Origin of the sequence: Massilia sp. TSP1-1-2 (assembly GCF_049896185.1) — a bacterium.
GTDB lineage: Bacteria > Pseudomonadota > Gammaproteobacteria > Burkholderiales > Burkholderiaceae_D > Telluria_A.
This window is the reverse complement of record NZ_JAFCTU010000011.1, coordinates 127,499-149,332: the sequence shown is the minus strand read 5'-3', so window position 1 is coordinate 149,332 and position 21,834 is coordinate 127,499. Positions and strand designations below refer to the sequence as shown.

The following is a 21,834-nucleotide window of genomic DNA, read 5'->3' as shown; positions in this document are numbered from 1 at the left end:
ATCGTGCCAGAGGCGTTTAGATGAATGCGGCGAGCGCACCCTTCATTTTCTTGAGCGCTGCCGCTTCGATCTGGCGGATGCGCTCGGCCGAGACGCCGAATTCTTCGGCCAGCGTATGCAGCGTGGCGCCCGAGCCGTCGTCGTTGGCCAGCCAGCGCGCTTCGACAATGCGGCGCGAACGGGGATCGAGTTTGCCCAGCGCCGTTTCCAGCCCCTCGGACTGCAGGCGCGTAACCTGCTCGGCCTCGAGCACTTTGGTCGGCTCCGACAGGTCGGACGACAGGTAGGCGATGGGCGAGAACTTGTCGTCTTCGTCGTCGGTCGGCGCTTCGAGCGCGATGTCGCGGCCCGACAGGCGCGTTTCCATCTCGATCACTTCTTCGCGCTTGACGTCGAGCAGCTTGGCAAGCGCATCGATCTGGGTCGGCGACATCGCGTCCAGACCCTGCTTGTTGCTGCGCAGGTTGAAGAACAGCTTGCGCTGCGCCTTGGTCGTGGCGACCTTGACCAGGCGCCAGTTCTTCAGGATGTACTCGTGCATCTCGGCCTTGATCCAGTGCATCGCGTACGACACCAGCCGCACGCCCTGGTCCGGGTCGAAGCGCTTGACCGCTTTCATCAGGCCGATGTTGCCTTCCTGGATCAGGTCGGCATGCGGCAAGCCATAGCCGAGGTAGCCACGGGCGATCGACACCACCAGGCGCAGGTGCGACAGCACAAGCTCTTGCGCTGCAGCCAAGTCGTTGCTTTCCTGCAGGCGCGTAGCCAGCGAGATTTCTTCGGCGTGGGTGAGCATCGGCAGGCGGTTCACTGCCGAAATGTAGGCGTCGATATTGCCAAGGTTGCCAGTAAAGCCGAGTCCCAGATTGCGATTGGCGCTCGGGATCAATGCGGATTGTGCGGACAACGTAGTCATGTGTTTCCTCTAGAGTAGCTTGCTGCATAAGGTGGCGCCACAGGCAGGAGACACCCCGGCGCGACAGTTGGTACCTGATGCTGGCGGCGGAATATTGTTGCCCCGCCATACACTTGCGTATATTAGCACTCTCCCGCGCAGAGTGCCAATTGGCCCGTTATATGGGTCTGATAGGTAATGGAAGTATTGCAACACGTCACTAATCCGGGCAAATCTCACTCTAGTGCAGCGCACAAGACGATTATTGATATTTCGCAAGACTGTTGCGCGAACGGGGGAATCGAAAGAATACGCTTTGATGGGGCGACTAACTGTTCGTTCCCGCACGTAGGGGGCTGTCGGAAAGTGGCGATGGTGCAGCAGCACTACATCCTCCGCGCACCGCCCCGTTCGCGAGGACGATGTTATTCAGGTTTCTGGTTGCCAAATGTCGCGTTGACGTAGGGCGCAAAAGCGCAGGCCTCGGCGGGCCCCTTTTGCGCCATGCATGCGTTAACGGGACGCGGACATGGCGGAATGTGCTACGCTTTTCCGCCCTACTTGCCGCAACTCATCAACGTCGTTTTGCGCGCCACTGCGCTGACCGTAGGGCGCAAAAGCGCAGACCTCGGCGGCCCCCTTTTCCGCCACGGCGCTGCCGCCGGCCTAATTCAGGCGCGCAAGGTGGCGTTGCACCGACAGCATCGCCCCAACCAGCCCCAAACCTGCGCTGATGGCCAGCAAGCCCGCCATCGCCAGCGGATGCAGCGGATACAGCTGAAACTGCGACGCATACAAGCGCGCAAATTCCCCAATCGACGTATTCAAGGGCTGAATCGCCAGCGCCACGGCCCCCAGCGCCACGCCACCGGCGCATAGACCCAGCAAAATGCCCGTGTAATAAAACGGACGGTGGATGAAATTATCGGTCGCGCCCAGCAGTTTGCTTACGGTAATTTCCCCGCGCTGCGTGAGCACCTGCAGGCGGATGGTATTGAACACCACCGCTACCACCACCATCCCCAGCGTCACCGCCAGCAACAACAGTACGGTGCGCAGCACGCCCATCAGCGCGGCCAGGCGTTTGACCCATGCCGAATCCACCTGCACCGCCTCCACCCCGGGCAGCATGCGCAACTGCGCCGCCACCGCATCGACACTCCCGGCATCGGCCGCCGTGCCAAAACTGTCGAGCTTGATGACATAGCCATCGGGCAGCGGATTGTCGCCCAGCGTATCGATCACGTTGGTCAGGCTGCCCTTGGCGTTCAGGCTCGCCAGCGCTTCCTCGCGCGGCACAAAGGCAATGCGCGCCTTGCGGTCCTTGAGCAGCGCCTGTATCTGCGGCTGCAGGGCCTGCGCTTGCTCGCGCGTGGTGGCCGGGGTCACGAACATGCTGATTTCCGGATCGACCGACAGCTGCTGCGACATCGGCCGTATGTTTTCAAGCAAAGTCAGGCCGGCGAACGGCAGCGTGAGGGCGATGGCAACCACGAAGACATTGAACAGGAAGCTGCCCGGCGCCTTGCGCACATTATCGAGCGCCGCCACGACGGCAAAGCGGTGTTGACGCAGCCAGTTCTTCATGCGGCTTCTCCCGTGACGTGCCCGTGGTCGAGATGGATCACGCGCGCGGCGCCGTCGAGCACGTACTCGTCGTGAGTGGAAATCATGCAGGTCACCCCGGCAGCGTTAAAGGCGCGCAGCGCGTCGAGCACCTTGTCGGCGGCGGCGCGGTCGAGGTTGGCGGTCGGCTCGTCGGCCAGGATGATCTGGGGCCGGTTGACAATGGCGCGCGCAATGGCCACGCGCTGCTGTTCGCCGCCCGACAATTCCAGCGGCCGCGCCAAGGCGCGCTCTTCCATGCCGACGCGGGCCAGCGCGGCGCGCGCGCGGCGCTCTGCTTCACCCTTGGCGTCGCCCAGCACCATCAGCGGCAGCATTACGTTGGCCAGCACGGAGCGGTCGGTCAGCAGGCGCTGCTGCTGCAAAATCAAGCCCAGCTTGCGGCGCAGGTAAGGCACGCTTGCCTTCTTGAGCTTGCAGATATCCTGGCCATTGACCAGGATCTGCCCGGACGTCGGGCGCTCGATGGCGGCAATCATTTTGAGCAAGGTCGACTTGCCGGCGCCGGATGGCCCGGCCAGATAGACCAGTTCGCCTTTGGCAATGGTCAGCGACACGTCGCGCAGTGCAATGGCGTCCGGAGAATACTGCTTTGATACATTCTTGAATTCAATCATGTGGCCTTATCCGAGCAATGCTTCGACGAATTCTGCCGCATTAAATGGCTGCAAGTCTTCAATTTTTTCACCGACGCCAATGAAATAGATGGGGATCGGACGCGTGCGCGCAATGGCCGCCACCACGCCGCCCTTGGCCGTGCCGTCGAGCTTGGTGATCACCAGGCCGGTCAAGCCCAAGGCATCGTCGAACGCCTTGACCTGGGCCAGCGCATTCTGGCCCGTATTGCCGTCGATGACCAGCACGATTTCGTGCGGAGCGCCTTCCATGCCCTTGGCCACGACGCGCTTGATCTTTTTGAGTTCTTCCATCAGGTGCAACTGGGTGGGCAGGCGCCCGGCGGTGTCGACCATGACGACATCCATCTTGCGCGCCTTGCCCGATTGCACTGCGTCATAGGCGACGGCGGCGGGGTCGCCCGACTCTTGCGCGATCACGGTGACGTTGTTGCGCTGGCCCCAGACCATCAATTGTTCGCGCGCGGCAGCGCGGAAGGTGTCGCCGGCGGCCAGCAGCACCGATTGATCGTAGGTTTGCATGTGCTTGGCCAGCTTGCCGATGGTGGTGGTCTTGCCGGCGCCGTTGACGCCCGCGATCATCATCACCAGCGGCTCGTGGCGGCCCAGTTCGAGTGGTTTTTCGAGCGGCAGCAGCAGCGCGTGCATCAGTGAGCGCAGCGCGTTTTTCACGCCGGCCGCGTCTTGCACCTTGTCGTCGCGAACCTTCTTGCGCAGCGCGTCGAGCAGGAACTGGGTGGCGTCCATGCCGGCGTCGGCCATCAAGAGCGCCGCTTCCAGTTCCTCGTACAGGTCTTCGTCGATCTTGGCGCCCACGAACAGTAGGCCGAGGTTGTTCGAGGTCTTGGACAGGCCCGCTTTCAGGCGTTCCATCCAGGAGCGCTTGCGGTCGGAGTCGGAGCGGCCCAGGCGTTCGGCAGTCTCGGGAATCAGCGGGGCGAGTTCGACGGCCGGTTCCGGCGCCGGCACGAACACTGGCGATGGCGGCGGCGGCGGTGGCGGTGGCGGTGGTGGTGCCACGAAGGTCGAGGTGGTGCCGTAACGGCGCGCGCCAAGTGTTGGGGCCGCTGCGGCGCCAGGCGCCGGCGCTGGCGCGAACGTCACCGGGGCCTGTGGCGCTTGCGCCGGGGCGGCCGGGAAGGGTGCGTCCGGCGCCAGTGCCACAGGCACCGGCTCCGCAGGTGCCGGGACGAACACTGGCGAAGGCTGGGCGACGGGCGCAGGCGGCGCTGCCGCGGCTGGCGCCGGTTGGAACGCCACCGGCGCCTGAACCTCTGGCGCGGGGGCAGCGGGGAAGGGCGCGTTCGGCACCAGTGGCGCAGGAATCGCTTCAACCGGCGCCGGGACGAGAACTGGCGCGGGCTGGACGTCCAGCGCAGGCTGGGCAACCGGCGCGGGCGGCGCTGCCGCCGGCACCGGTTCGAACGCTACCGGCGCCTGGAACCTTGGCGCAGATGGGAACGGCGCATCCGGCGCCAATGGGGCAGGAACTGCTTCAACGGGCGCCGGGACGAGCACGGGCGAAGCTTGCGCGGACAGCGCAGCTTGGGCGAACGGTGCAGGCTCGGCGATAGGCGAAGCTACCGCCGGGGGCGCAACGTGTGGCTCTGGGACTGGCGCAACGGGTGCGGTGTACGGCGCGGCCCGAGCTTGCTCTACCGGCGCTGGAGGGGGCGGCGGCGCGACCGGAGCAGGTGGTTTTTTCTTAAAAAAACTAAACATTGGTATGTGTTGGGAGGGGCTGCATGCACACGCCCGGCGGCGCCGGGCACGATCAAATGGATGGCGGGTATTTTACCAGAGGAGGGGCGCAATCCCGCCTATGGATGCCACATCGACAAGCTTTGTGTTAATGGCGACGGCAAATGTCAAAGCCCAACGATTTGCCTGCCAGTACAAAGGGGTCGTCCGATTCGCTGATGTTTCGGAATTCGCTACGCCCGGAGCCTGGCCCCATGCCCACGGCGGCAAATTTCGCGATTGCTGATGATATTGCCCGCTTTCGCCCGATTTCGGCACGAAAACGGCCGAAATGCTGGCGAAATTGCCCGATTTCGAGACGAGAACGCGCGATTTCGGGCCGAAATCGGCCGATTTGGAAACGAAATCACCCGATTTTTTGTTCCGGTATCTGAACGCTTCCCAGATTCAATGTCTAACGAATAAGCCCAAAAAAATCGCGCGTTTTCGCGTTGCTTTCGGTGCTTTTCGTGCGCTTTTCTGTCCAATTCGTCAAAAAATCGCGAGTTTTCACCGCGTAATCGGGCACTTTCGGACCGAAATCGGGCGGAATCGGGTCATATCGTCCACTATCGTATAAAGGAGTAGTTCATGAAGCGTCACCCCAACCACCGCATGGACTTGCCCATTTCCATCGAAGTCTACCAGCAACTTTTGTCCGCTGCGGGGGAAACAGGGTTTCAAAAAGAGTTCTGGGAAATTGGCGAGTCAGCTATCCGGGACTGGATGGTGCGCCATCATCCCGATTCATTCTCGGCGCCAACGGCCGGCTATCAATGGAAGCACGTGTTCCTTCCCCACGGAACTCTGCTACGGACGCTTGTCAGCGGGCGCAATCATCATTGCGTGGTGGAAGACGATTGCATTCGCTACAAGGGGGCTGAGGTATCGCCAAGCAAATTCGTCAATGCCGCCGGCGGCATTCGGCGCAGCGCCTGGAAGACGCTGTGGGTATTATTTCCTGACACGACAACCTGGGTATCGGCCGAATCACTGAGGTCCTGACTCCGCTGGCAGACCCAAGTTTGTGGCAATGACGACGCCATTAGGCCGCCGGCGCCTCTTGCTGCCCCCGCCAGCGCGCCACCGCCCCGCTGATATCGAACAGATCGAGCACGCACTGCGGCCCCAGCTGCCTGCGCGCCAGCGCCGCACAACTGCCGCCCGCCCACACCTGCACGTCCGCTCCCAGCCTGGTTTGCAATTCCGACACGTTCTCGATTGCCGCGCGCGGCGACATCACGCTGGAAAACGACAGCGCAACAATATCGGCTTGCTGCACCTTGGCCGCGGCCACGATATCGGCCAGCGGCGTCTGCACCCCCAGCGAGACGCAATGCGCCCCTTCCAGGACAAACAGCGCCTCGGCCATCAGCAGGCCCAGGCCGTGCCTTTCCTGCGGCACCGTGGTCAGCATCACGCGCGGGCGCGATGCCGCCTGGCCAATTTGCTGGTGGGCTGAAAAAATCGCATTGCGCATCACGCTTTGCAGCGTTTCAGCAAACAAGTGTTCTTCAAACACGGCCAGGTTGCCCGCTGCCCAGGTGTCGCCCACGATGGTGGTGAGCGGCGCCACCACGTCGAGCACAAACCGGCGCAAGCCCAGTTCCAGCTGCGCCTGCGCCATGCGCTGGCGCAGTTCAGGCATCTTGTGCGCCTTGATCAGCGCAAGGCACTGGCGCAGCACCGGGTCGTCCGCGTCCGGGGGCGGGCAAGCCGCGCCCGCCTTGTTGGCCAGCTCGGTCAGTTCCGGCGTCTCCATGTGCATGATCTTGCCGGGCCGGTAGCCCACATCGAGCAGGCGTTTCACCACGCGCAGGCGCTGCACCTGGTCGGCAGGATAGAGCCGCTCGCCATTGCTGTCGCGCTCCGGTTGGGGAAAGGCGTAGCGCCGTTCCCAAACGCGCAGCGTTTCTTTCGGGATGCCGGTGTCGCGTTCGACGTCGCTAATACTACTGAGCACGGTCGTGATCTGGGCGGTCGTCATGGTGGTTCCAAGGTTTGTTCAGGACACTAATCTGATTGTAATCATAGCGCATCGCTTTCCTACTAGCCGATATAGCAGTATCGGCCTGCCCAATAAGAGGGGAAGGCAGGATGCGGCGTCTCAAAATATTCCCGTACCGGAATTTCTTCACTTTGAATCCATTTGTCACGCTGCCACGTATAAATCTATATGCGCAAAGTTTGTCGTGGACAAACGATTGACAAGACGCATTATTTCCCGGATTATGCTTCTTGTAAAGCATTTGTCCTAGACAAACTTGGTATTGAGGTGAAATGATGAAAGTAGCTGTGATTGGGGCCGGCATCTCCGGACTGTCCTGCGCCTACCGTCTTGTCCAGGGCGGGGCCGATGTGACCTTGTACGAAGCAGGCAACTATTTTGGCGGTCACAGCAACACTGTCGACGTGACGCTCGACGGCGTCACCCATGGCGTGGATACCGGTTTTCTTGTCTTTAACGACCGCACCTATCCCAACTTGATCGCGCTGTTCGCCGAGCTGGGCGTGGAAACGGCCCCCAGCGATATGTCGTTCTCGGTCAAGATGCCGCTGGGCGAAGCTGCCGGCGCGCGCGTTCTCGAATGGGCCGGCAGCAACCTCGACACCGTCTTCGCCCAGCGCGGCAACTTGCTGCGCCCGCGTTTTTTGCGCATGGTGCGCGACATCCTGCGCTTTAACAAGCAAGCCACGCAACTGGCAACCGACGGCACGATCCCGCACATGCCGCTCGGCTATTTTCTCGACCTGCACGGTTACAGCGCCCAGTTCCGCGCCTGGTATTTGCTGCCGATGGCCGCCTGTATCTGGTCTTGCCCGTCCGACCAGATGCTTGAGTTTCCAGTGTCGACCTTTATTCGTTTCTGCCACAACCATGGCCTGCTGCAAGTGAGCGACCGTCCCCAGTGGCGCACGGTGGTCGGCGGCTCGCGCAATTACGTCACCAAGCTGCTCGCCGCCATTCCCGGCAAGCGCCTGGCCACCCCGGTCACGCGCGTGACGCGCGGCATCGGCGGCGCGCGTTCGGTGCGCGTGCATACGGCCGGCGCAATTGAACAGTTCGATCAGGTCGTGATGGCCTGCCACAGCGACCAGTCGCTCGCGCTGCTGGGCGACGAGGCCAGCGCCGACGAGCGCCAGGTGCTCGAAGCGGTGCGCTATCAGCCCAACCGCGCCGTGCTGCATACCGATGCCAGCTGCCTGCCGCGCTCGCGCAAGGCGTGGTCGGCCTGGAATTACCAGAGCAACGCGGCGCCCACGCCGCAAGTGTGCGTGCACTACCTGCTCAACCAACTGCAGCCGCTGCCGTTTCGCACCAGCGTGATCGTGTCGCTCAACCCGCTTGACGAACCCGATCCGGCCACCGTGCTGGCCAGTTTCGACTATGCGCATCCGGTGTTCGACGCCGGCGCCGTGGCCGCGCAGACGCGCCTTGGCACCTTTCAGGGCGCGCGCAACACCTGGTTCGCCGGCGCCTGGACCGGTTACGGTTTCCATGAAGACGGCTTGAAATCGGGTCTGGCGGCCGCCGCCGCTTTGACGGCCTTGATGCACGGACAAGCCAATGTTGCCGCTTGACGTGCCCGCGTCCCAGCCGCAACTGTGCTTTGGCACAGTGCGCCACACGCGCCTGCGGCCTGTGCGCAACGCTTTCGCCTACGGTAACTACTACCTGCGTCTGCCGCTGCGCTCGCTCGGCAGCAAGGACTTCGGCTGCGCGCTGTTTTCGCGCAACCGTTTCAATCTTCTATCGTTCGTCGACCGCGACCACGGTGACGGCCAGCAGCCGCTGCTGGCATGGATCGACGCGCTGCTCAAGAGCGAAGGCGTGGCCGACGCCGACGGCGAAGTCTGGCTGCAAGCCATGCCGCGCGTGCTCGGCTTCGTCTTCAATCCGGTTTCTTTTTATTTTTGCCACCGTCGCGACGGCGGCTTGCGCGCCATCGTGTGCGACGTGCGCAACACCTTTGGCCAGCGCCACTTCTACCTGCTCGACACCGGCTGGGAGATCGACTTTGGCAGCGAACTGACCGCGCGCAAGGTGTTTCATGTCTCGCCCTTTTGCAAGGTGGAAGGCGGCTATCGCTTCCGCTTCACCAAGCTCCTTCGCGACGGGCGCGAGCGCACGCTGGCCTGCATCGACTACGACGACGCCGACGGCGCGCTGCTGCAAACGAGCGTATCGGGCGTGGCGGCCGACGTCAGCAATGCCAGCGTGGCGCGCGCTTTTTTCTGTTTTCCGCTGATGACGGTTGGCGTCGTCCTGCGCATCCATGTGCAAGCGCTGCGCCTGTGGCTCAAGCGTGTGCCGTTTTTCTCGAAACCTGCAGCACCTAATCAAGAGGTAACACGATGAGCTCCGAATCCATGCCATCCCTGAGCGCACTTGCCGAGACCAGTGGAGCGGCGCAGCCGGTCCCGGCCTCGGCCCAGATCATCCTCAAGCTGCTGGCCAGGCTGCAGTACGGCACGCTCAAGCTGCGCACGCCAAGCGGCGAATCGCTCATGTTCGGCAATGGCCCGGGCGTGGTCACGCTGGAGCTGCACAATTGGGACCTGTTCACGGCGGCCATGCGCTCGGGAGACATCGGCTTTGCCGAATCGTATATCGACGGCAGCTGGAGTACCGACAACCTGACCGGCCTGATCGCGCTGATGGTGCGCAATCGCGATGCCATGGAGTCGCTGGTGTACGGCAGCTGGTGGGGCAGCCTGTTCTATCGCGTCAAGCATTTCCTGAACCGCAATACCAAGTCCGGCAGCCGCAAGAATATTCACGCCCACTACGACATTGGCAACGCCTTCTACAAGCTGTGGCTCGACCCGTCGATGACTTACTCGAGCGCGCTGTACACCAAGGAGTCGGGCGGCGACCTGGAAAAGGCGCAGCAAGCCAAGTACCGCGCCATCGTCAACCAGCTTGAACTGGCGCCCGGCCAGCACGTGCTCGAGATCGGCTGCGGCTGGGGCGGCTTTGCCGAGCTGGCCGCGCGCGAAGCGCGCGTGCACGTCACCGGGCTGACCTTGTCGACCGAGCAGCTGGCCTACGCCCAGCGCCGCCTGTTCGAAGCGGGCCTGGCCAACAGCAGCGACCTGCGCCTGTGCGACTACCGCGACAGCGAAGGCCAGTACGACGCGGTGGCCTCGATCGAAATGTTCGAGGCGGTAGGCGAGAGCTACTGGCCCAGCTACTTTGAGTGCGTTGCGCGCAGCCTCAAGCAGGGCGGGCGCGCATGCATCCAGACCATCGTGATTGCCGACGAATTGTTCGAACGCTATCGCAAGAGCACCGACTTCATCCAGCAGTATATTTTCCCGGGCGGGATGCTGCCTTCGCCGGCCGTGTTCGAGCAGATGGCCGCGCAATACGGCTTGAAAGTGACGGCCAAGTCCGGTTTCGGGCTTGACTACGCCGACACGCTGGTTGCCTGGCGGCGCGCCTTCCACGCGCGCCTAGACCAGGTGCGTGCGCAAGGCTTCGACGAGCGCTTCGTGCGCACCTGGGAGTTTTACCTGTGCTACTGCGAGGCCGCCTTCAGGGAGCGCAATACCGACGTCATGCACTTCACGCTGGTCAAGGAATGACATGATCACGCGCCTTGTCACGCTGTTCGTCATGCTCCTTGCATTGGCCGGCGCCCATGCCGCGCTTGCCGCACCAGCCGCACCAGCCGCAACGGCTGCACCGGCCGCGCCCGCGCACATCGAAAGCCATCTGACGCGGGCGCACCTGGCAGGGCAGGGGCCGTTCACCTGGTTTGGCCTGAAGATCTACGACGCCGAACTGTGGGTGGGCGATAAAGGCTACCAGCCGGACCAACCCTTCGTGCTGGAGCTGCGCTATGCGCGCAAGCTCGATGGCGTCAAGATCGCCGAGGCGAGCGCCGAGCAGATGGAAAAGATCGGCGCCGGCACGGCCGTGCAGCGGGCCGCCTGGCTGGCGCGCATGAAGGAAATTTTCCCGGATGTGAAGGAGGGTTCGCGCATCGGCGGCGTGTTCCTGCCGACCGCCGGCGCGCGCTTTTACCTCGATGGCCGGCCGCTCGCCACGATTTCCGATCCGGCATTTGCGCGCGCCTTTTTCGCCATCTGGCTCGATCCCCAAACCAGCGCCAAAACCTTGCGCGGGGCGCTGCTTAAAGACGCGGCGCCCCGATGAAGCTGGCGGCCTCGCCTTTGCTGCCGCCCTTGATGCTGAGGACGCTGCTCAGTTACGGCGTCTTCGGTCTGCCGCTGGCGATGGTCGCCTTGCCAATTTATGTCTACCTGCCGCAGTTTTACGCGGCGCGCGCCGGCCTGTCGCTGGCCATGATAGGCGCGGTGCTGCTGACCGCGCGCGTGGCCGCCGCCTTTATCGACCCGCTGCTCGGGCTGTGGATCGCGCGCGGGCAGGGCGCGTATGCGCGCTACGTGGCGCTGGCGCTGCCGCTGCTGCTGGCCTCTTTTGTGGCATTGTTCCATCCACCCGCACTGGGGCCGGCTGCGTCGCTCGCCTGGTTCCTGGCCACGCTGATGCTGGTGTATGTCGGCTTTGGCATCGCGACCATTGCGCACCAGAGCTGGGGCGCGGCGCTCACGCAGGCGCCGGCCGAACGGGCGCGCGTGTCGGGCGTGCGCGAAGCGTGCGGCCTGGCGGGCGTGGTGCTGGCCGCCGGCGTGACCGGCGCGGCCGGCTACGGCGCCCTGTCGATCGCGTTTGCGCTGGCGCTGCTGCTGGGCGCGGCGCTGCTGCTGTGGAGGGCGCCGCGGCCGGCGCCGGCGGTCGCTGGCAACCACGCCCTTGGCTGGCGCGCCATGGCGATCCCGTTTCGCCAGGCCCGCTTTCGGGCGCTGTTCGCGGTATTGATGGTCAATGGCGTGGCCTCGGCCATTCCCGCCACACTGTTTTTGTTTTTCGCGACCGACCATTTGCGCCTTGGCGCCTATGCCGGCCTGTTCTTGATCATGTATTTCGGCGCCGCCGCCATCTCGATTCCATTTTGGGTCGCGCTGGCGGTGCGCTTTGGCGAGGCCCGCGCCTGGGTCGGCGGCATGCTGCTGGCGGCCGTGGTGTTTGTCTGGGCTTTCGGGCTGGGGCCGGGCGCGGCGTTGGGATTCGGCGCGATCTGCGTGCTGTCCGGCCTGGCCGTGGGCGCTGACTTGGCGCTGCCGCCCGCGCTGCTGGCCGGCGTGATCCATGGCGCGGGCCACTCCGGCTCGCGCGAGGCGGCGTACTTCGGCGTGTGGAACTGGGGCGTGCAAATGACGCTGGCGCTCGCTGCCGGCATTGCCCTGCCGCTGCTCGCGTGGCTGGGTTTTGTGCCCGGCTCGGGCGGCGCGACGAGCGCGCTGGTGGCAGCTTACGCCTTGCTGCCGTGCGCATTGAAACTGCTGGCCGCGGCCCTGTTGTGGCGCGCGCCGCTGCGGCATTTATAAAGGAACCTATCATGAAACTATTTAATAACATCGCCTGCGGCGCCGTTTTTGCCTTGCTTGCAGCTTGCAGCACGCCGAACTCGGATCTCTACGCGAAAGAGCAGCCGCGCCTGGAAGTGGAACAGTATTTCAGCGGCACGCTCGACGCCCACGGCATGTTCCAGGACCGCTCGGGCGCCGTCATCAAGCGCTTCGTTGTCGTGATGCGCGCTTCGTGGCAGGGCGATACCGGTACGCTCGACGAAGACTTTACCTATGCCGACGGCACCAAGCAAAAGCGCGTCTGGACGCTCAAGAAAACGGGGCAGGGCGCTTTTACCGCCACCGCGCCGGACGTGGTGGGCACGGCGCGCGGTGTCGTCTCGGGCAATTCGCTGAACTGGAAATATGTGCTGGCGCTGCCCGTCGACGGCAAGATCATCAACGTCGACATGGATGACTGGATGTTCCTGATCGACCAGAACGTCATGCTGAACCGGACCGCGATGAGCAAGTATGGTTTCAACCTGGGCAACGTGACGCTGTCGTTCACCAGGCGCGCGCAATGAATCCGGCGATTACCAGCTGGAAGGACAAGCGGGTCTGGGTGATCGGCGCTTCCACTGGCATCGGCGAAGCGTGCGCGCACCTGCTGGTCGATGGCGGGGCGCGGGTGGCGTTTTCCGCGCGCAGCGTGGAAAAGCTGGCGGCAACCACCGCCAACACGCCAGGCGCGATGGCATTGCCGCTGGATGTGACAGACAGCGCCGCTGTGGCCGCCGCCTGCAAGCAGCTGGTGGCCGAATGGGGCGGCATCGACCTGGTGCTGGTGGTGGCGGGCGGCTACAACGAAATGCGGGCCGATAGCTTTGACCTGGCGCTGGCCAACGGCTTGATCGACCTGAATTTGCGCGGCGTCTTCAACTGCCTGGCGCCGGTGCTGCCGCAACTGCTGCGCCAGGGGACGGGCGGGATCGGGATCGTGGCCTCGGTGGCCGGTTACGGCGGGCTGCCCAAGGCGCTGGTGTACGGGCCGACCAAGGCGGCGCTGATCAACCTGACCGAGTCGCTGTACCTGGACCTGCATCCCAAGGGGATTGCGGTGTACCAGATCAACCCCGGCTTTGTCGATACGCCGCTGACGGCGCACAATGACTTTGAGATGCCGGCGCTGATGACGGCCAAGGATGCCGCCGCGCAGCTGGTGGACGGCATCGAGCGCGGGCAGTTTCATATTCACTTTCCCAGGCGCTTTACCAACAGCATGCGCCTGGCGCGGCTGCTGCCGTATCGGCTGTACTTCTGGCTGATCCATAAAGTGACGAAGCTATGAACCGGGAACCAGAGCTCGAGCGCCTGGTGCGCTTTTTTGAAACCATCAGCGGCGACGATTTGCACGAACGGCTGGCGCAGGTGTATGCGGTCGATGCCAGGTTCAAGGATCCGTTCAACGAGGTGTGCGGGCTGGGCGAGATAGCGCGCATTTTCGAGCACATGTTCGAACAGGTGAAGGCGCCCCGTTTCGTGGTGACGACCAAGGTGCTGCAGGGGCCGCAGGCGTTCTTGACGTGGGAATTCCTGTTTGAAATGAAGCGGTTTTCAAAGGAAACGCAGACCATCGTGGGCGCCACGCAGATTATTTTCGATGCCGACGGCAAGGTGGCGGTGCACCGGGATTACTGGGATGCGGCCGAGGAGTTGTATGAAAAGCTGCCGCTGATCGGCAGCCTGATGCGCTGGCTCAAGCGCGCCGCGAACAAGTAATATGGCGCTGCCACCCCGGCGCCTGGCATTGGGGTGGCGAATGAATGCGCAGCTTTCGCCGGTGTCAGCATGCGGCGCGACACCTCTTTATTGAAAACGCCATATAGTTGGCGCCAAATAGTTGGCGCCAACTGTGTCTGTGCGCTTGGTCGGCTCGTCCTGGCCGTTTGGCAGACGGCCTGTTCCAGTTTCAGGCCGCGAGCTTGGACGCTTTTGAAAACACGAAGAACGCAAAGGCAATCTCCATCGCTCCGCCAAGTCCTGCCGCGACGGCGGGTGGGATCGCGAGAAAGAAAACGACATTTCCAGCAACAATAAGGCTTGCTCCCATGGTCCAGAAAATCGCTCTGCCATAAACACTTGCAAAGACCAGGTAGCGACTGCCAATCGTCGCCATCATTGCTGGAAAAAATAGCGCGGGATTGAAAAGAAAAAGACCATAGGCCATCGCGCAGCCAAGGATCAGCCAAATTGTCGACGCCATGACAAGTTGGTTCAGCGCGTTGTCCGGGCTTGTCTTTGCCGCCCGTCCTGCCGCCTTCGTTACAAGGACGCTGATCGGGTAAATGAGCGCGCCACCCAAGAGCAGCGTCCATACGGCCTGGCGCAGGCCAAGCAGATCACACACAAGTGCGGCGGCAATCCAGACGAGACCCGATACCAGCATGCCTGGGGCGCCATCATAATAGGCGTGGCGCATTTCATTTTGCTGATCTTCAGATAGAGATAGTTTCATTACTTCTTTCTGCGCTTCACTGCGATTGATGCGGACATCGCGGACCGGCAAGCATTCTGCGGCCGTCTTTGGCCAACGTTAAAAAATCGCTGTCACTTCCCCTGCGCCTGCGCCGTTTTGCGAATCGTCTCCAACGTTGCATTTGGCGTAATCAAATTGCCGTCATAGCGCAACTCAATGATCGCAGGCAGCGACTGCTCCCTGGTATGGGCCAGCGCGCGCGCCAAGGCCGGGCCGAACTCGGCGGTCGTGTTCACCACTTCGCCGTGCGCGCCATAGGCCTGCGCCAGCGCTGCAAAATCGGGATTGTGCAGCGTCGTTCCCGACACGCGCCCCGGATAATCGCGCTCCTGGTGCATCCGGATGGTGCCGAACATGCTGTTGTTAAAGACGATGATCAGCACGCCCGCCTTGTACTGCACGGCGGTGGCCAGCTCCTGGCCGTTCATCATGTATTCGCCATCGCCCGCGAACGTGATCACGGTGCGCTCAGGATCGATGATTTTTGCCGCCACGCCGGCCGGCACGCCGTAGCCCATCGCGCCATTGGTGGGCGCGAGTTGGGTGCGCATGCCGCCGTAGCGATAAAAGCGGTGCGCCCACGACGCGTAGTTGCCCGCGCCATTGGTGATGATGGTGTCCTTCGGGACCGCCGCCTGCAGTTGCTGCACCACCTGCCACAGGTCGAGCGGCGCCGTGCCGTCCTTGAAGATCGGCGGCTGCTCCTGGTAGGCGGCCAGTTCGGCGCGCGCTTCGGCAACGCTGTCTTGCCATGCGCGCGCGTCCACCGGCGCCATCGCCGCGAGCATCGCGCACGCTTGCGGGGCGCCGCTGTTGATCATCAATTCGGCCTGGTAGACGCTGCCCAGTTCTTCGGCGTCGGCATGCAAGTGCACCAGGCGCTGCTTGGGCACCGGGGAAGCGAGCAGCGAGTAGCCGCTGGTGGTCATTTCGCCCAGGCGCGGGCCGATGGCGATGAGCAGGTCGGCGTCGCGCACGCGCGCTGCCAGCTTGGGATTGATGCCGATGCCGACGTCGCCGATGTAGTTCGGGTGCGCGTTGTCGAGCAAATCCTGGAAGCGGAACGCGCAGCCGACCGGCAGCGCGTTCGCTTCGGCAAAGCGGGCCAGGTCGGCGCAGGCTTGCGCGTTCCAGGTGCCGCCGCCCAGCAGCACGACCGGGCGCTTCGATTCGGCCAGCATGTTGCGCAGCGTCTCGATCTGTGCGCTTGACGGCGACGCCTGCACCGGCGTGTAGCGCCTGGTGTCGGCCACGCTGGCAACGTCGACCAGCATGTCTTCGGGCAGGGCCAGCACCACCGGGCCCGGCCGCCCGCTGGTGGCCACCTGGAAGGCGCGCGCCAAATATTCGGGAATCCGGTCGGCGCGGTCGATCTGGGTCACCCACTTGGCCATCTGGCCGTACATGCGGCGGTAATCAATTTCCTGGAACGCTTCCCGGTCCGTGAAGTCGTTGCCGACCTGGCCGATGAACAGGATCATCGGGGTCGAGTCCTGGTAGGCGGTGTGTACGCCAATCGATGCATTGGTTGCGCCCGGCCCGCGCGTGACAAAACAGATGCCCGGTTTGCCGGTCATCTTGCCGTAGGCCTCGGCCATGAAGGCGGCGCCGCCTTCCTGGCGGTTGATGATGAAGCGGATGTCCGAATCGTGCAGGGCGTCAAGAACGTCGAGGTAGCTTTCGCCCGGAACGCCAAAGGCGGTGTCGACGCCATGGATGTTGAGCGCATCGACCAGGATCTGGCCGCCACTGCGGGAAGGGAGCGTCATAAGTCTGTAGCCTCTAGGATGGAGTGTCAGCCATTCTATGCGAGGTGTTTCCACGGAGCTTTTGAAAATACGACAGAAAATTTCAGAATTGGACAGGCCGCAAGGCCGTTTTGCGCGCGAGATGCGCGTGAGATGCGCGCGATTGGTGCATATCAAACGAACGCCCTTCGTGCGGGCTAGCTTGGACCTTCGTGATCCCATGGGCCGCCTTGATGACCGATCTACTGATTATTCTTGCCCTGATCTTGCTCAACGGCGTGTTTGCCATGGCGGAGCTTGCCATCGCATCGGCCAAGCGCCTGCGCCTGGAAGAGTCCGAGCGCAACGGCAGCGCGGGCGCGCGCGTGGCGCTTGACCTGGCCGACAATCCCAGCACCTTTCTTTCCACCGTCCAGATCAGCATCACCCTGATCAGCATTTTCAATGGCGCCTTCGGCGAAGCGTCGCTCACCGCGCGCCTGGCGCCGTGGCTGGCGCAGGTGCCGGCCCTGGCGCCCTACGCGCGCGAAGCGGCGCTGGCCGTTGTCATTGCCGGCATTACGTTCATGTCCCTCATATTCGGCGAGCTGGTGCCAAAAAGCATCGCCATGCAGCACCCGGAACGGGTGGCGATGCTGGTCGCGCGCCCGCTGCGCCAGCTCTCGCGCCTCATGCGCCCGTTTGTTGCGGTGCTCGCCTTTACCAATGACTTGATCATGCGTCTGCTGGGCCTGCACGAGCGGCGCGACGAGGCGCCCACCCATCAGGAAATCAGCGGCATGCTGGAATGCCTGCGCGAACTGCTCGGCACCGCCGTCGTGTTCCCGGACGAGGCAGGCGGCGCCTACCACACCTTGGCCGGTTTCCTGTTGCATCAGCTTGGCCATATTCCGCGCGCCGCCGAGCATCTGGAGTGGAATGGCTACCGCTTCGAAGTGGTCGATATGGACCGCCACCGGATCGACCGGGTGCTGGTGGCGGCGCTGTAATGCCAAACCATTGCTCAGTTCGCAATTTGACAACGGCCTAAACAGTTCTATATTGGTTGTTGGCCTGCAATTGATGCGGGCATAGCGGGCCACCGGTGACCAACTCATGAATGCTGTCGTGTTAATTGTTACCGCGCACGCGGCTGACGCGTCCGACTTGCGCCGTCTGCTGCTGCGTTCGCGCGATGGCCCGTTCGACATCGTTGCGGCCGGCACCTTGGCCGCTTCGCTTAGCGAGCTTGCCACGCAACGCAACGCATCGATATCGTTCTCGCCGACCTTTGCCTGCCCGACTGCAGCGGCGTGGCCGTGATCGAGCAATTGCTGGCGGCAGCGCCCGGCATGCCGGTGCTGGCGCTGGTGCCCCAGGCCGATGAGGCGCTGGCGTTCGAGGCGGTCACGCTGGGTGCGGAGGGGTATTTGCTCCACGGCTATTTCAACAATAGCTTGATACCCCAGGCGCTGGCCAACATTATCCACCGCAAGGCGGTCGAGGCCGACCTGTATGTCGAGAAAGAGCGTACCCGGGTGATCCTGGAGTCGATCGGTGAGGCTGTCATCAGCACCGATCTCGACGGCAGTGTCGGCTACCTGAACAGCGTGGCGGAGCGCATGACGGGTTGCCCGCGCGCGTTTGCCTACGGCCGGCCGTTTTCCGAAGTCGCCTGTGTGTTCGATGCGCTCACCAATACGCCCATCTGCGATCACCTGCGCCAGGCGATCCTGCATGACAAGCCCGTGCGCGGCGCGGCCGGCATGATGCTCATGCGCGCCGACGGCAGCGCCACCGCGATCGAACTGTCGGTCGCGCCCGTGCACGAACGCAGCGGGGGCTTGAGCGGCGCGGTGATCGTGCTGTACGATGCCAGTGTTGCCCAAGCGACCATGCTGGCGCGCATGGCCTATCTGGCCCAGCACGACGTTCTGACCGGCCTGCCCAACCGGTTGCTGCTCGACGAGCGCATGGCGCACGCCATTGCGCTGGCGGCGCGCCAGTCGCGCCAACTGGCGGTGCTGTTTCTGGACCTGGACAACTTCAAGCTGGTCAACGATTCGCTTGGCCACGTGGTGGGCGACAAGCTGCTCGAATCGATGGCCCAGCGTTTGAGCGCCCACAACCGCACCAGCAACACCGTGGCGCGGCAGGGCGGCGACGAATTCATCATCATCAGCGGCGACGACGAGTCGGTGGCCGGCATCGCCCTGACGGCGAGCAGAATATTGGCCGACATCGCGCGCCCGCATCTGGTGGCAGGGCACCACCTGCACATTACCGGCAGTATCGGTATCAGCATGTATCCGGAAGACGGTCGCGACGCCGAAACGCTGGTCGGCAATGCCGACGCCGCGATGTATTACGCCAAAAAAGCGGGGCGCGGCAGGGTGCAGTTTTTTAACCGCGACATGAATCGGCGCGCGCTGGAGCGCCAGATGCTCGAAGCTCGCTTGCGTTACGCCAAAGACCGCGGCGAACTGGTGCTCCATTTCCAGCCCAAGATCGACCTGCGCCGCGGGGTCATCACCGGCGCCGAAGCATTGCTGCGCTGGCGCCTGCCCGGGCAGCGCCTGATGATGCCGGACCGCTTTGTGCGCATCGCCGAGGAGTGCGGCTGGATTGAAGCGATCGGCCACTGGGTGCTGCGCGAGGCGTGCGGCAAGGCGCGCCAGTGGCAGGATGCGGGGCTTGATCCGGGCACCATCGCTGTCAATGTCTCGGCTTGCGAATCTCGTGCGCCGGGCTTTCTCGACGGCGTGCGCGACGTGCTCGACGAAACCGGTCTTGATCCGGCGCGACTGGAGCTGGAGCTGACCGAGGGCGTGCTCATGAAAAATGCCGAATCGAGCTTTGCCATCTTGCGCGACTTGAAGCAGCTGGGCGTGCAGCTGGTGGTGGACGATTTTGGCACCGGCTACTCGAGCCTGAGTTACCTGAAAAACTTTCCCGTCGATGTGCTCAAGATCGACCAGTCGTTGGTCCGCGACCTGGTCTCGCCGCAGGACAAAGGCATCATCGTCAAGGCGGTGATCGGCATGAGCCGCAGCATGAACTTGAAAGTGGTCGCCGAAGGCGTGGAAACGCAGGAGCAATGCAAGCTCCTGCGCGAACTGAAGTGCGATGAAGGGCAGGGTTTTACTTTAGCCGCCCGCTTGCCGGTGAGCAGTACGCGCAACTGCTCAAGAATGGCCTGGCGGACCGGCGCGTTGGCAGCGCGCCCCTGGCGCGCCGCCAACGCGGTACAATACGTCCGTGAAGCAGGCCAGACAGTCGCTGGCTGGCGCGTAATGCGTCGGCGGGAGGAAGGTCCGGACTCCATAGAGCAGGATGACGGTTAATGGCCGTCCGCTGAAAGCCGACCGGCCGTACTTGTATGGCCGGGGAGTATAAGGCGAGGAATAGGGCCACAGAGACGAGCGTATTAAGTTACGGTGAAACGCGGTAACCTCCATCTGGAGCAATCCCAAATAGGCACGCGTTGAGGCGGCTCGCGGAGCGTGCGGGTAGGGAGCTTGAGCGCCGGAGTAATTCGGCGCCTAGAGGAATGGCTGTCATAGCAGGGACCCGCAAGGGCGACTGCCGTAACAAAATCCGGCCTATCGGCCTGCTTCACTTTTTGATTTCGGCCCGCTGACATGGGCCAAGCCTGCCTCGCAAGGCAGGCCCGTTGCGCAGGGGCGCGCAAGCGTGCGCAAAAGCGTTCGACAGCTTCCGGCAGCACCTGTTTGCCAGCTCACTGCGGCGCTTGCGCCCGGCCTTGAGGTTACTCATGAAAAAGTACATCCTCGCCCTCGACCAGGGCACCACCAGTTCGCGCGCCATCCTGTTCGACCGCCAGGGCCAGCCATGCGGCAGCGCGCAGCAAGAGTTCCCCCAGTATTTTCCCCAGCCCGGCTGGGTCGAGCATGACGCCACCGACATCTGGGAAAGCCAGCTGGCCGTGGCGCGCCGCGTGCTGGTCGATCACGGCGTCGATGTTGCCGACGTTTGCGGTATCGGCATTGCCAACCAGCGCGAGACCACCGTCGTGTGGGACCGCAAGAGCGGGCAAGCGATCGCCCCCGCCATTGTCTGGCAGGACCGGCGCGCGGCCGCCGCCTGCGACCAGCTGCGCGAGGACGGCCACGCCAAGCTGATACAAGCCATTACCGGACTCGAGCTGGACGCTTATTTTTCGGCCACCAAGCTGGCCTGGCTGCTGGACAACGTGGCCGGCGCGCGCGCCAGGGCGGAACGGGGCGAGCTCGCCTTCGGCACCATCGACAGCTACCTGGTGTTCAAGCTGTGCGGGCGCCATGTGACGGACGTGAGCAACGCCTCGCGCACCATGCTGTTCAACATTCACCTGATGCGCTGGGACCAGGACTTGCTCGACCTGTTCCGTATTCCCGCCGCGATGCTGGCCGACGTGGTGTCCAGCGCAGAGGAGGTGGGCAGCACTGCCGGGCAGTGGTTCGGCCGGCCGATTCCGATTGCCGGCATTGCCGGCGACCAGCAGGCCGCAACGTTCGGGCAAGCCTGCCATCGGCGCGGCATGGTCAAAAACACCTATGGCACGGGCTGCTTCATGCTGATGCATTCGGGCAACCACGCGCCCCGGTCGGCCAACCGGTTGCTGGCCACCGTGGGCTGGCGGGTGGGCGGGCAGACCGACTATCTGCTGGAGGGTAGCGTCTTCATGGGCGGCGCCACGGTCCAGTGGCTGCGCGACGGGCTGGGCATCATCGACAAGTCGAGCGACGTTGAAGCCCTGGCCGCGAGCGTGCCCGACAACGGGGGCGTATATCTGGTGCCCGCCTTTGCGGGACTGGGCGCGCCGCACTGGGACCCGTACGCGCGCGGCACGCTGGTGGGCATGACGCGCGGGACCAACCGCGGCCACATTGCGCGCGCGGCGCTCGAAGCGATCGCCTACCAAAGCGCCGAACTGCTGCTGGCGATGCAAAAAGATGCCGCCTGTCCGGTTGCCGAAGTGCGGGCCGATGGCGGGGCGGCGCGCAACGACATGCTGATGCAATTCCAGGCCGACTTGCTGGGCGTACCGGTAGTGCGCCCCAAGGTGACCGAAACCACGGCGCTGGGTGCGGCCTACCTGGCCGGCCTGGCGCTGGGGTTTTGGGCGTCGCAAGAAGAGATCGCCGCGCAATGGCAGGCGGAACGGCGTTTTGAGCCGGCGATGACCGACGATCGGCGCCAATCGCTGATGGCGCGCTGGGCCGAAGCGGTCGCGCGCTCACGGAACTGGGTCGCCTGACCCCCAGGCCAACGGCCCAAATCGCGCACCCC

Annotated in this window: 19 protein-coding genes, 1 other RNA gene and 1 pseudogene; 14 read left to right on the top strand and 7 right to left on the bottom strand. The window is 63.6% G+C overall.

Annotation, left to right across the window (positions count from 1 at the left end; genetic code table 11):
- Window positions 1–16: 16 nt before the first annotated feature.
- From rpoH to ftsY, 4 genes are all read right to left on the bottom strand, one after another.
- Window positions 17–916, bottom strand: coding sequence for an RNA polymerase sigma factor RpoH (rpoH, locus tag ACP7BV_RS12030; RefSeq protein ID WP_426104053.1), 900 nt, complete (start codon window positions 914–916; stop codon window positions 17–19).
- A 645-nt stretch (window positions 917–1,561) separates the two neighbouring features.
- A complete protein-coding gene (ftsX, locus tag ACP7BV_RS12025; protein WP_426104052.1) occupies window positions 1,562–2,482 on the bottom strand; it encodes a permease-like cell division protein FtsX in 921 nt (306 codons plus the stop codon).
- Window positions 2,479–3,138 carry a cell division ATP-binding protein FtsE gene (locus ACP7BV_RS12020; protein ID WP_426104051.1) on the bottom strand — a complete coding sequence of 220 codons (660 nt, stop codon included), beginning with the start codon at window positions 3,136–3,138 and terminating at the stop codon, window positions 2,479–2,481. Before ACP7BV_RS12020 ends, ftsX begins: the two co-directional genes overlap by 4 nt.
- Before the next feature lie 6 nt (window positions 3,139–3,144).
- Entirely contained in the window at window positions 3,145–4,416 is a 1,272-nt protein-coding gene (ftsY, locus tag ACP7BV_RS12015) for a signal recognition particle-docking protein FtsY (RefSeq protein WP_426104114.1), read from the bottom strand.
- Window positions 4,417–5,487: 1,071 nt separating this feature from the next.
- Here ftsY and ACP7BV_RS12010 point away from each other — a divergent pair.
- Window positions 5,488–5,901, top strand: a complete 414-nt coding sequence (locus ACP7BV_RS12010) for a hypothetical protein (RefSeq protein WP_426104050.1) — start codon at window positions 5,488–5,490, stop codon at window positions 5,899–5,901.
- Window positions 5,902–5,941: 40 nt separating this feature from the next.
- Here the strand turns inward: ACP7BV_RS12010 and ACP7BV_RS12005 are convergent, their stop codons facing one another.
- Window positions 5,942–6,883 carry a MerR family transcriptional regulator gene (locus ACP7BV_RS12005; RefSeq protein WP_426104049.1) on the bottom strand — a complete coding sequence of 314 codons (942 nt, stop codon included), beginning with the start codon at window positions 6,881–6,883 and terminating at the stop codon, window positions 5,942–5,944.
- 296 nt (window positions 6,884–7,179) lie between these two features.
- Between ACP7BV_RS12005 and ACP7BV_RS12000 the strand changes: the two genes are divergently transcribed.
- Genes ACP7BV_RS12000 through ACP7BV_RS11965 form a run of 8 tightly spaced genes read left to right on the top strand, consistent with a single transcriptional unit; the run spans window position 7,180 to window position 14,058 of the window.
- Window positions 7,180–8,478 (top strand): NAD(P)/FAD-dependent oxidoreductase, encoded by a 1,299-nt coding sequence (locus ACP7BV_RS12000; RefSeq protein WP_426104113.1) that lies wholly within the window; start codon window positions 7,180–7,182, stop codon window positions 8,476–8,478.
- On the top strand, window positions 8,465–9,256 hold the full coding sequence (locus ACP7BV_RS11995) for a DUF1365 domain-containing protein (protein WP_426104048.1): 792 nt from the start codon (window positions 8,465–8,467) through the stop codon (window positions 9,254–9,256). Before ACP7BV_RS12000 ends, ACP7BV_RS11995 begins: the two co-directional genes overlap by 14 nt.
- On the top strand, window positions 9,253–10,485 hold the full coding sequence (locus ACP7BV_RS11990; protein WP_426104047.1) for a class I SAM-dependent methyltransferase: 1,233 nt from the start codon (window positions 9,253–9,255) through the stop codon (window positions 10,483–10,485). The genes ACP7BV_RS11995 and ACP7BV_RS11990 overlap by 4 nt, the downstream gene beginning before the upstream one ends.
- A gap of 1 nt (window position 10,486) precedes the next feature.
- Window positions 10,487–11,059 (top strand): chalcone isomerase family protein, encoded by a 573-nt coding sequence (locus ACP7BV_RS11985; protein WP_426104046.1) that lies wholly within the window; start codon window positions 10,487–10,489, stop codon window positions 11,057–11,059.
- The gene (locus ACP7BV_RS11980; RefSeq protein ID WP_426104045.1) at window positions 11,056–12,315 is read left to right on the top strand and encodes an MFS transporter; all 1,260 of its coding nucleotides are present in this window, start codon (window positions 11,056–11,058) and stop codon (window positions 12,313–12,315) included. The genes ACP7BV_RS11985 and ACP7BV_RS11980 overlap by 4 nt, the downstream gene beginning before the upstream one ends.
- A gap of 11 nt (window positions 12,316–12,326) precedes the next feature.
- Window positions 12,327–12,863 carry a DUF3833 domain-containing protein gene (locus ACP7BV_RS11975; protein WP_426104044.1) on the top strand — a complete coding sequence of 179 codons (537 nt, stop codon included), beginning with the start codon at window positions 12,327–12,329 and terminating at the stop codon, window positions 12,861–12,863.
- Complete coding sequence (locus tag ACP7BV_RS11970) at window positions 12,860–13,627, top strand: SDR family NAD(P)-dependent oxidoreductase (RefSeq protein WP_426104043.1); 768 nt, start codon at window positions 12,860–12,862, stop codon at window positions 13,625–13,627. Before ACP7BV_RS11975 ends, ACP7BV_RS11970 begins: the two co-directional genes overlap by 4 nt.
- Window positions 13,624–14,058 (top strand): nuclear transport factor 2 family protein, encoded by a 435-nt coding sequence (locus ACP7BV_RS11965; RefSeq protein ID WP_426104042.1) that lies wholly within the window; start codon window positions 13,624–13,626, stop codon window positions 14,056–14,058. The genes ACP7BV_RS11970 and ACP7BV_RS11965 overlap by 4 nt, the downstream gene beginning before the upstream one ends.
- Window positions 14,059–14,248: 190 nt before the next feature.
- Here the strand turns inward: ACP7BV_RS11965 and ACP7BV_RS11960 are convergent, their stop codons facing one another.
- Together ACP7BV_RS11960 and ACP7BV_RS11955 are read right to left on the bottom strand one after the other, a co-directional pair.
- Window positions 14,249–14,794, bottom strand: coding sequence for a DUF7010 family protein (locus tag ACP7BV_RS11960; RefSeq protein ID WP_426104041.1), 546 nt, complete (start codon window positions 14,792–14,794; stop codon window positions 14,249–14,251).
- A 92-nt stretch (window positions 14,795–14,886) separates the two neighbouring features.
- Window positions 14,887–16,584: a thiamine pyrophosphate-binding protein gene (locus tag ACP7BV_RS11955; RefSeq protein ID WP_426104040.1), complete on the bottom strand. Its 1,698-nt coding sequence runs from the start codon at window positions 16,582–16,584 to the stop codon at window positions 14,887–14,889.
- Window positions 16,585–16,796: 212 nt separating this feature from the next.
- Between ACP7BV_RS11955 and ACP7BV_RS11950 the strand changes: the two genes are divergently transcribed.
- From ACP7BV_RS11950 to glpK, 5 genes and pseudogenes are all read left to right on the top strand, one after another.
- Window positions 16,797–17,552, top strand: a complete 756-nt coding sequence (locus tag ACP7BV_RS11950; RefSeq protein ID WP_426104039.1) for a CNNM domain-containing protein — start codon at window positions 16,797–16,799, stop codon at window positions 17,550–17,552.
- 118 nt (window positions 17,553–17,670) lie between these two features.
- Window positions 17,671–17,865 (top strand): hypothetical protein, encoded by a 195-nt coding sequence (locus ACP7BV_RS11945; protein ID WP_426104038.1) that lies wholly within the window; start codon window positions 17,671–17,673, stop codon window positions 17,863–17,865.
- A pseudogene (locus ACP7BV_RS11940) lies at window positions 17,856–19,634 on the top strand (putative bifunctional diguanylate cyclase/phosphodiesterase); the annotation flags it as partial. The gene ACP7BV_RS11945 and the pseudogene ACP7BV_RS11940, both read left to right, overlap by 10 nt.
- A gap of 168 nt (window positions 19,635–19,802) precedes the next feature.
- Window positions 19,803–20,163, top strand: an RNA gene (gene rnpB / locus ACP7BV_RS11935) — RNase P RNA component class A.
- Between the two features lie 154 nt (window positions 20,164–20,317).
- On the top strand, window positions 20,318–21,802 hold the full coding sequence (gene glpK / locus ACP7BV_RS11930; RefSeq protein ID WP_426104037.1) for a glycerol kinase GlpK: 1,485 nt from the start codon (window positions 20,318–20,320) through the stop codon (window positions 21,800–21,802).
- Window positions 21,803–21,834 lie beyond the last annotated feature (32 nt).

What these genes read in the sequence shown, in the direction of transcription:
- rpoH (WP_426104053.1), bottom strand. Translation starts at nt 916, where the DNA reads ATGACTACGTTGTCCGCACAATCCGCATTGATCCCGAGCGCCAATCGC.
- ftsX (WP_426104052.1), bottom strand. Translation starts at nt 2,482, where the DNA reads ATGAAGAACTGGCTGCGTCAACACCGCTTTGCCGTCGTGGCGGCGCTC.
- ACP7BV_RS12020 (WP_426104051.1), bottom strand. Translation starts at nt 3,138, where the DNA reads ATGATTGAATTCAAGAATGTATCAAAGCAGTATTCTCCGGACGCCATT.
- ACP7BV_RS12010 (WP_426104050.1), top strand. Translation starts at nt 5,488, where the DNA reads ATGAAGCGTCACCCCAACCACCGCATGGACTTGCCCATTTCCATCGAA.
- ACP7BV_RS12005 (WP_426104049.1), bottom strand. Translation starts at nt 6,883, where the DNA reads ATGACGACCGCCCAGATCACGACCGTGCTCAGTAGTATTAGCGACGTC.
- ACP7BV_RS12000 (WP_426104113.1), top strand. Translation starts at nt 7,180, where the DNA reads ATGAAAGTAGCTGTGATTGGGGCCGGCATCTCCGGACTGTCCTGCGCC.
- ACP7BV_RS11995 (WP_426104048.1), top strand. Translation starts at nt 8,465, where the DNA reads ATGTTGCCGCTTGACGTGCCCGCGTCCCAGCCGCAACTGTGCTTTGGC.
- ACP7BV_RS11990 (WP_426104047.1), top strand. Translation starts at nt 9,253, where the DNA reads ATGAGCTCCGAATCCATGCCATCCCTGAGCGCACTTGCCGAGACCAGT.
- ACP7BV_RS11985 (WP_426104046.1), top strand. Translation starts at nt 10,487, where the DNA reads ATGATCACGCGCCTTGTCACGCTGTTCGTCATGCTCCTTGCATTGGCC.
- ACP7BV_RS11980 (WP_426104045.1), top strand. Translation starts at nt 11,056, where the DNA reads ATGAAGCTGGCGGCCTCGCCTTTGCTGCCGCCCTTGATGCTGAGGACG.
- ACP7BV_RS11975 (WP_426104044.1), top strand. Translation starts at nt 12,327, where the DNA reads ATGAAACTATTTAATAACATCGCCTGCGGCGCCGTTTTTGCCTTGCTT.
- ACP7BV_RS11970 (WP_426104043.1), top strand. Translation starts at nt 12,860, where the DNA reads ATGAATCCGGCGATTACCAGCTGGAAGGACAAGCGGGTCTGGGTGATC.
- ACP7BV_RS11965 (WP_426104042.1), top strand. Translation starts at nt 13,624, where the DNA reads ATGAACCGGGAACCAGAGCTCGAGCGCCTGGTGCGCTTTTTTGAAACC.
- ACP7BV_RS11960 (WP_426104041.1), bottom strand. Translation starts at nt 14,794, where the DNA reads ATGAAACTATCTCTATCTGAAGATCAGCAAAATGAAATGCGCCACGCC.
- ACP7BV_RS11955 (WP_426104040.1), bottom strand. Translation starts at nt 16,584, where the DNA reads ATGACGCTCCCTTCCCGCAGTGGCGGCCAGATCCTGGTCGATGCGCTC.
- ACP7BV_RS11950 (WP_426104039.1), top strand. Translation starts at nt 16,797, where the DNA reads ATGACCGATCTACTGATTATTCTTGCCCTGATCTTGCTCAACGGCGTG.
- glpK (WP_426104037.1), top strand. Translation starts at nt 20,318, where the DNA reads ATGAAAAAGTACATCCTCGCCCTCGACCAGGGCACCACCAGTTCGCGC.